The organism is Collimonas sp. (assembly GCF_044339385.1).
In the GTDB taxonomy this organism is placed as follows: domain Bacteria; phylum Pseudomonadota; class Gammaproteobacteria; order Burkholderiales; family Burkholderiaceae_D; genus Collimonas.
On record NZ_JBIIVN010000125.1, the window covers coordinates 1 to 7,643 of the forward strand.

At 54.6% G+C, this 7,643-nt stretch carries 8 protein-coding genes; 2 read left to right on the forward strand and 6 right to left on the reverse strand.

Features of this window, described 5'->3' with window-relative positions; translation table 11 throughout:
- The coding region (locus tag ACIQ0R_RS09520) for a pyridoxal-phosphate dependent enzyme (RefSeq protein WP_395826532.1) at positions 1 to 538 on the forward strand (538 nt) is incomplete at its 5' end.
- Positions 539 to 594: 56 nt separating this feature from the next.
- On the opposite strand, the gene ACIQ0R_RS09525 is transcribed toward ACIQ0R_RS09520, so the two are convergent.
- On the reverse strand, positions 595 to 927 hold the full coding sequence (locus ACIQ0R_RS09525) for a hypothetical protein (protein ID WP_395826534.1): 333 nt from the start codon (positions 925 to 927) through the stop codon (positions 595 to 597).
- 447 nt (positions 928 to 1,374) lie between these two features.
- Positions 1,375 to 1,953, reverse strand: coding sequence for a DUF1415 domain-containing protein (locus ACIQ0R_RS09530; RefSeq protein WP_395826536.1), 579 nt, complete (start codon positions 1,951 to 1,953; stop codon positions 1,375 to 1,377).
- 188 nt (positions 1,954 to 2,141) lie between these two features.
- On the opposite strand from ACIQ0R_RS09530, the gene ACIQ0R_RS09535 reads away from it, so the two are divergent.
- Positions 2,142 to 2,678, forward strand: coding sequence for a YaeQ family protein (locus ACIQ0R_RS09535; RefSeq protein WP_395826539.1), 537 nt, complete (start codon positions 2,142 to 2,144; stop codon positions 2,676 to 2,678).
- 109 nt (positions 2,679 to 2,787) lie between these two features.
- Here ACIQ0R_RS09535 and mltB read toward each other — a convergent pair whose 3' ends face one another.
- The 4 genes from mltB to ACIQ0R_RS09555 form a co-directional block, all read right to left on the reverse strand.
- Positions 2,788 to 3,918, reverse strand: coding sequence for a lytic murein transglycosylase B (gene mltB / locus ACIQ0R_RS09540; RefSeq protein ID WP_395826541.1), 1,131 nt, complete (start codon positions 3,916 to 3,918; stop codon positions 2,788 to 2,790).
- Positions 3,909 to 6,032: a DUF3488 and DUF4129 domain-containing transglutaminase family protein gene (locus ACIQ0R_RS09545; RefSeq protein WP_395826544.1), complete on the reverse strand. Its 2,124-nt coding sequence runs from the start codon at positions 6,030 to 6,032 to the stop codon at positions 3,909 to 3,911. The genes mltB and ACIQ0R_RS09545 overlap by 10 nt, the downstream gene beginning before the upstream one ends.
- The gene (locus ACIQ0R_RS09550; protein ID WP_395826546.1) at positions 6,029 to 7,030 is read right to left on the reverse strand and encodes a DUF58 domain-containing protein; all 1,002 of its coding nucleotides are present in this window, start codon (positions 7,028 to 7,030) and stop codon (positions 6,029 to 6,031) included. Before ACIQ0R_RS09550 ends, ACIQ0R_RS09545 begins: the two co-directional genes overlap by 4 nt.
- Positions 7,031 to 7,069: 39 nt before the next feature.
- Positions 7,070 to 7,643 (reverse strand): AAA family ATPase (locus ACIQ0R_RS09555; protein ID WP_395826549.1); only part of this gene is annotated, 574 nt, incomplete at its 5' end.

A 7,643-nucleotide genomic window follows, 5' to 3' on the forward strand; every position in this document is an offset into this window, starting at 1 on the left:
TGGCGGCATGGAATATGCGCGCGACCTGGCCGAGAAAATGCAGAAAGATGGCGAGGGTCTGATTCTCGACCAGTTTGCCAATCCCGACAATCCGTTGGCGCATTATGAAACGACCGGACCTGAAATATGGCGCGACACGGAAGGACGGATTACCCATTTTGTGAGCGCAATGGGAACCACAGGCACGATCATGGGTGTATCCAGATACCTGAAGGAACAAAACCAAGAGATACGGATAATCGGCGCGCAGCCAGAAGAGGGGTCGCAAATTCCTGGAATCAGAAAATGGCCAGAAGCGTATCTGCCGAAGATTTATGACAGTGCCCGAGTCGATCAGATTGAATCGGTGAGTCAGGCCGCATCGGAACACATGGCACGCAGATTAGCCAGCGAAGAGGGGATTTTCTGCGGAATTTCAGCAGCAGGTGCGTGCGAAGTGGCACTCAGGATTTCGCAGCAAGTTGAAAATGCGACGATCGTATTCGTTGTGTGCGATCGTGGTGACCGTTACTTGTCTACAGGGGTATTCCCCGCCTAAAGTAGCATGCTCCTTGGAGTATGCTACTTTAGGCGGGGACATAACCGACATCCAAATTACTTCAGCTTTTCAGCTTCGATCTTATCTTTTGGCTTGAATTGCTTGTCGCTGATACGGAATTTTTCGCGACGATCACCCATCAGAGCACGTAATTCACGAATAGTGAGGTCGCTCACTTCGTGCATGCGGATCAGCAGCGATGCGCCAACCGGCAGGCGGCGATGACGGATTTTGCTGATGACCGGAGGCGCAACTTCGAGCGAACGCGACAAAGCAGCATCATTTTTCAAGTGCAATTTGTCGATCAATGAATCAAGTAAGTGATTTGGGTCATAAGTCACCTGCTCATCGAGCTTATTGCTGGTGGGGGCGTCGGGGGTAGTGTTCATATTCATAATCGATTGATTCCATTATCCTAGTTGATATATAGAGAGTGATTACGTAATACATGGCAAGCTATTACGGAGTGCACCTTCCTGTTTTATTGGCTAAATTACAATCCGCCGTATTTTATACTATTTTTGAGTGTTTTGTTGTCATAAAGAAACTCCCTGTTTATTTCTTCATGGGACCGCGACACAACTAATTATATCGCACAGCGTATTACACATTACATTTGCACAAAGCAAGATAACCTTTGTTCAGTGACCAAATATACAAATAAGTTGCACAAGCTCAATTTAAAATTTTCTTATTACGATGTCTATTAGTATTTAGTAACTTTTCGTAAAAACACAAGGAAAATCAGTTTTACGACACTATTTAGTTGCTTTTGTGCCAATAAATGGCTTGTGCTACTTTGCTGTAGGTGTTGCGTCGAATTTCTTGTTCCAATCTTAGTCTTCGCTTTGCTGCAATACTCTCTTCCAACCGTCTAGTCCGAGACGATTCAAGGTTTGCATATTTTTATTAAAAATATCGGATGCTTCTGGAAAAGCATCGACCGCGCGTTCGACGCTCGATTCGCGCAACAGATGCAAAGTAGGATATGGCGAACGATTGGTATAGTTACCGATGTCCCCAATTGCGGCATCTGCAAATTGGTAGTCGGGATGGAAGCTGGCCACCTGCAACTCTCCTTCCAGATCAAGTTCTTCAATCGCTGCGTCGGCGACGTCCAGAAAATCGTTGTAATCGAGGAAGTCCCGCAACGCGTCCGGATGAATAAGGAGAGTCGTATCCGTTTTCTCTGGATCTGCCTCCTGCAGGTAATTGAGTTCTCTGACCAGGTCCGCCAGCAATTCCTCCGCTGTTTCGGCACTGCTGACGACGTAGCGTATCTGGTTTTTGATAAATACCGCCTTGACAAACGGACACAGATTGAGGCCGATGACGGCACGCTCCAGCCACAGTTTTGTGTGAGCGATTACTTCGCTGGAAAATACTTCATGATCTGATGTTGTTGCAGTTTTCATTTTTGAGTTTGTCATCTATTTGCCAGCAATGCTGATCTGTTTAGAAATCTGTGTTGCTGCCTTGGGGTTGCCGTTAAAGCAGCGGCGAAGCCATATATGTTCTCTGAATTGAAGAAATCAGGTTATTCTTCCGATCCCGTAAGCGTGTTACATCGGGTTTGATCCAACTATATATAACAATAGGCGTTATGGCACTTAAAGCAACTATTTTTAAAGCCGATCTGCAAATTGCCGATATGGACAGGCATTATTACCAAGAGCATGCATTGACGATTGCCCGTCATCCGTCTGAAACCGACGAGCGCATGATGGTACGCTTGTTGGCGTTTGCCCGCCATGCATCGGCTACGCTGACTTTCGGCAAGGGGTTGTCGGATGCCGAGGAGCCAGATGTGTGGGCGAAGGATCTTACCGGCGCCATCGACCTATGGATAGAGGTCGGCCAACCGGATGAAAAACGCATCCTCAAAGCCTGCGGACGTGCTGCGCAGGTGGTGGTCTACAGCTATAGCAGCACTAGCCATATCTGGTGGAATCAGATCAGCTCCAAGGTGGCGCGTGCGCGCAACCTGACGGTCATCAATATCAGCGCTGCCAGCAGCGAAGCGTTGAGCAAGCTGGCACAACGCAATATGCAGCTGCAATGCACGATTCAGGACGCGCAGATCTGGCTTACTGCCAACGATGAAACCGTCGAGGTTGAGTTCAGTGTAAGCAACGTCTAGGAAATGCCCGCACTGCACTATCTATACGCTGCCGGAAGAAAGTTCCGCTGATGAACCTTACGCCAAGCGGTTATCACCAAGGTTGCCGGTTACAGCGGCTTTCAAGCTGTCATTGCTGATCGCGGGCGACACGCACAGCGCGCCCCAGATCAACCACCGACATGGCATAAAAGAAGCTGCGGTTGTACTTGGTGATGGCAAAGAAGTTATCTGTGCCGAGCCAATATTCAGTGGCTCCCTGTCCATTCTGCAAATCGATCAGACCGTAGCTCGGCTCGGCCGGTGGCGGCACTGTTGGCACCACGCCGGCAGCCATCAAATCATCCAGTGAGTATTTTGCCTCCAGGCCTTGACCGATGAAAGCCTGCCAGCGATTTTCGGCGCTGGTGTCGGTCGACAATGTCGCCGGGAATACGATCGGCATACCGGTTTTCCAGCCGTGCTCTGACAAATAATGGGCAATGCTGCCGATGGCGTCGATGGGCGAGTTGCGCAGGTCCACCTTGCCGTTGCCGTCAAAATCCACGCAATACTGGCGAATGCTGCTCGGCATGAATTGTGCCCAGCCGATAGCGCCGGCATATGAACCCAGCAAGCTAAATGGGTCGATCCCCGATTCCCGCGCAAACAGCAGTGCGTTTTCCAGTTCGCCTCGGAAGTACGCCATGCGGGCATCCCGCGTAGGTGTGTTGGGATAGTCGAAAGCGAGCGTTGTAATCGCATCCATCACGCGGAAATTGCCGACATTGCGGCCATACACGGTCTCAACGCCGACGATGCCGACGATGATTTCGGCTGGCACGCCATACTGCGATTCTGCGCGCTTTAATGCGTCGGCATAGGTAGTCCAGAATTCCACCCCGGCCTTGATGCGTGCCGGCTCGACAAAACGCGCGCGATAGGCTGCCCAGTTTTTGGGCTTACTTGCTGGTGCCGGCCTCATTAATTTGATTGCGCTGTCGACATAGCGCACCTTATTAAAGGTTGCGACGAGGTCGTCTCTGTCGAAACCATTTTTCTGGACCATTTGATCGATAAAAGCCGAGACTTCTTTCCATTCTGCGAAGTTGGCGAATTCGCCGTCGTCGGCGGCAGAGCTGCTGGCTTTACGTATTTTTGCCGATGGCGATTTGCTTTGATTGCTTGTTTGAGCTTGCGCGGCCGGATAGATCGAGAGCGCCAGTGCGAGGGTGCAAAGTTGAGCGATTTTATGGAGACCTGCGGAAGATTTCATCGACATTGGGAGAGCAGTAATTTTAGTTGCGCCATCAAAGACGCTGGCGGAATATTTTTCTTGTCGTGAGCGTCGCCATAGTCGGCGCCGTAACGCAAGGTTTCGTACAAACTGATGAAACGTGAGACCCCATTTTTTGTCGCAGGCGACAGCGGCGAATCAGCTGCACACAGACGGCTTTCGTAGGTGCGCGGCCCTTCGTACTGTTGACGTGGGATACCGCGTCTAGCCATCTGGGTGCACAGTGCCGAGTATAATGTATCGAGTCGATCCCGCCGGTTTCGTGCCAGCAGTAAAGGCAGTGTTACCGAGCCTGTTGCCACGGCACCGATAGCGAACATCAGTAGCGTCAGACTACGCCAGTCGAATTCACCTAAGCCTAGCCAGCGCATGAAACTTTGCTGGCGTGCTGGTGTGTAATTGAGAACCCATTGATTCCAGCTGTTGCCTAACGCCTCCCAATTGGCGCGCGCGATCAATGCGGCCTCACTCAATGCCGACCACCAGTTGCTTTTGCCAAGCGCCGGTCCGAGCAGGCGACCGAAGAATGAGCGCGGCAGCACGTTGCTTAGCTGGGTTTCAACGCGGTTCGGTGCGACTGCTGCGGTTGGATCGACGCGTACCCAGCCTTGCGACGGCAGCCAGACTTCGGCCCAGGCGTGTGCATCGGATTGGCGTACCGTCATCATCTTATCGACCGGATTGGTCTCGCCACCCTGATAGCCGGTGACCACGCGCGCCGGAATCCCGGCTGCACGCATGAGGAAAACAAATGAACTGGCGTAGTGTTCGCAAAAACCGGCGCGGCTGGAAAACAAGAAGTCGTCGACGCTATCCCGTCCAAGTAGCGGTGGCTCCAGCGTATAGCTGAAATTTTCGCTCCGGAAGAAATGCAATACCGCCGCCACCAGGGCGCGCTCGCTGGGCGCTTTTGCGCGCAGGTCGGCAGCAAATTCTCTGCTGCGTGGATTGACGTTTGGCGGCAGAGCCAGCGCCTGCTGGAGCTCGGCCCGATCGTTGTGGTCAGCTACCGGCGGTGCCAGGTTCGAAACCACATCGTAACGAATCCGATCACCAATCATACGGGCGGCGCGAAGTTGGTGATCGACAGTCATGCTGGTTGAGATTCCATCAAGCCGCGGTGGCATTTGCGGTGTTTCGAGCGCGAATAGCCAGCGCTGGCCGTTGGGTTCCATCGTGATTTGCTGGCGTACAGATGTTGCCGCAGACCGTGGCGCAATCGCCGCGGCTGCGCTGTCGCTATCGACGGCAACACGCCTTGTCAAACCCGGGGTCCAGGTTCTGCCGTCAAAATGGGTCAGCACCACGCCGCGCCAGTACAGCTTGGAGGGCGGCGGTTGCGGGTCGAGAAATTTGACCCGGAAAGCGATGTCGTCGGACAAGGCAAGCTGCGCGATATTTCCCGGCGACATACTGTCCGACAAGCCGCTGCGGCCGCCGTGGGCATCACCCGGCAGACCCCAGAGAGGACCTTGAATGCGTGGGAACAGCAAGAACAGGGTGAGCGTCAACGGCAGCGCCATGGCCAGCATCATGCTGCCCAGGCGCAGGCGTTGCTTGAGCGGCGGCTGGACGCCGATATACTGAAATGACAGTTGCGTCGTCAGGATCAGCAACAGTGTGACGATCATCCACAGCAGCGATGACAGCGATTGCGAATAGAAAAATGTAGTCAACAACAGAAAAAAACTCAGCAGCAGTACCACGAACAGATCGCGCCGGGCGCGCATCTCCAGCAGCTTGAAGGTCAGCAGCAGCACCAGCATCGCCACTCCGGCATCGCGGCCGAGTAGTGTGTGGAAGTCGAGATATATACCGCCCATGCACAACATCGCCAGCGGCAGTAGTAGCCACATCGGTGGCAATCGCTGGCCGCGCATGGTGATCGCGGCGCGCCACAACAGCAAGCCGCTGCAGATTGCCGAGGTCCACCATGACAGATGCACAAAGTGTGGCAGCTGCAACATGGCGCAGGCGCATAGCAGCAGCAAGGTGTCGCTTTTGTCACGCGGCAGGTTGTGCAGGTAAGCGCTGGTGTTGCGGAAAATCTGCGTACTTTCCAATTCGGCTTTAAGATGCTGGACCGGGGTTGTCGTCATGTTGCGTCTCCATACAAGGCCAGTGCGCGTAGGCAGGCTTGCCGATGCAGGGGGCCTAGCGCGGCCTCGTAATGCGTCTCGCCAAGACGAAATGCATAGGGCAACTGTCGCGCTTCCGCTTCCAGTATCCAGCGCGTCATGCGCGACAGTTTGGCTTCGATGTCCATGCCGTAGGGCAGCGCGACGTAATCGATCAGCAGATCGCTCAGCGCGCCGCCCTCGAATTGCTTGACGATCAGTTTGGCATCGTCGTCCGTATCCAGTCTGGCGATTTGGCGCCAGGCGAAGTGCTTGAGCGAGTCACCCGACTGATAGGCGCGGATGCCGGCAAAATCCTGGTGTCCGGCAGAGCCGCTGCCGTCACTTCTTGCCATTGGTGCCAGCGGCAGCGGCGGTGTCGATGCCGACGATTCCGGTTGCGGATAAACCAACGCCCGACAATCCGGCTGCCAATAGCTCCAAGCGCGCAGCAGGCCAAGCGGGAAGCTGGTTTGCAGCCGGACCCTGGGAGCGGCGCGCCAGCCGCGACGGCTCGTGGTGACCGCTAGCGTGACATTGCTGGTCGCATGCGCAGCAACGTCAAGGGGCTGTTCCAGCGCCGGCAGATCAGCGCCGACGAAGCCAAGGCGGATCGCGTAGCGCGGATGTTTACGGCGATTGATCACTTGCAGCTCGAATATTGCGTCTTCGCCTGAAAAAACAGGAGCCGTCTTGCCTGTGCGCAGATGCAGATAGGCCAGGTTGCGGAAGGTAAGATGCATGTCGATGATGGCGCATGCTGCCAGCAGAAAGGTCAAGCCAAAACCGAGACTGAGGTTGTAGTTGATGGATGCCAGGAACAGCAGCAGCAGGCTAACGGCAAATGCCAGTCCGGGCCGGCTCGGCACAATGAACACCCGACGTTGGTTCAGGAATACCTCGCCCGGCTCAGCTGCGCGCAGTTGAAACAAAGACTGGTTGAGCCAATGCCGGAGTTTTTTGCGTAGCGATGTCAGCATAGGTGGGCGGAGCAGGCCGGGGTGATAATGTACAGCGCCCTAAACTGCGACTGATTGCATCAGTTGCAGCACCAGGTCGCGGCCACCAAGGGCGCTGCCGCTATGCGATTTGAGCGGTCGCATGCGGTGCGCGGCGACCGGTACCAGCACCGCCTGGACATCTTCCGGAATTACGTGATTGCGGCCTTCCAGCGCTGCCCAGGCGCGCGCAGCCTGTAGCAATGCAATTGCTGCACGCGGACTCATGCCCTCGGCAAACAGGCCGCTCTGGCGCGATGAGTGGGCCAGCGCCCGCACGTAATCGATCAGTTTGCTTGATGTATGAATTTGTTTCAATGCTTGTCGCGCTTCGATCAATTCGGCCGGTTGCATCACAGGCAAGATCGATTTCAGGAGAACCCGCCGGTCTTCACCCATCAGCAGTGCGCGTTCGGCAGTTGCGTCCGGATAGCCGAGCGAGAGGCACATCAGAAAACGATCGAGTTGTGATTCCGGCAAGGCAAAGGTGCCGATCTGGTGGGCCGGATTCTGGGTGGCGATGACGAAGAACGGGTCCGGCAAGTCACGGGTAATGCCTTCCGCCGTGACCTGCCGTTCTTCCATCGCCTCGAGC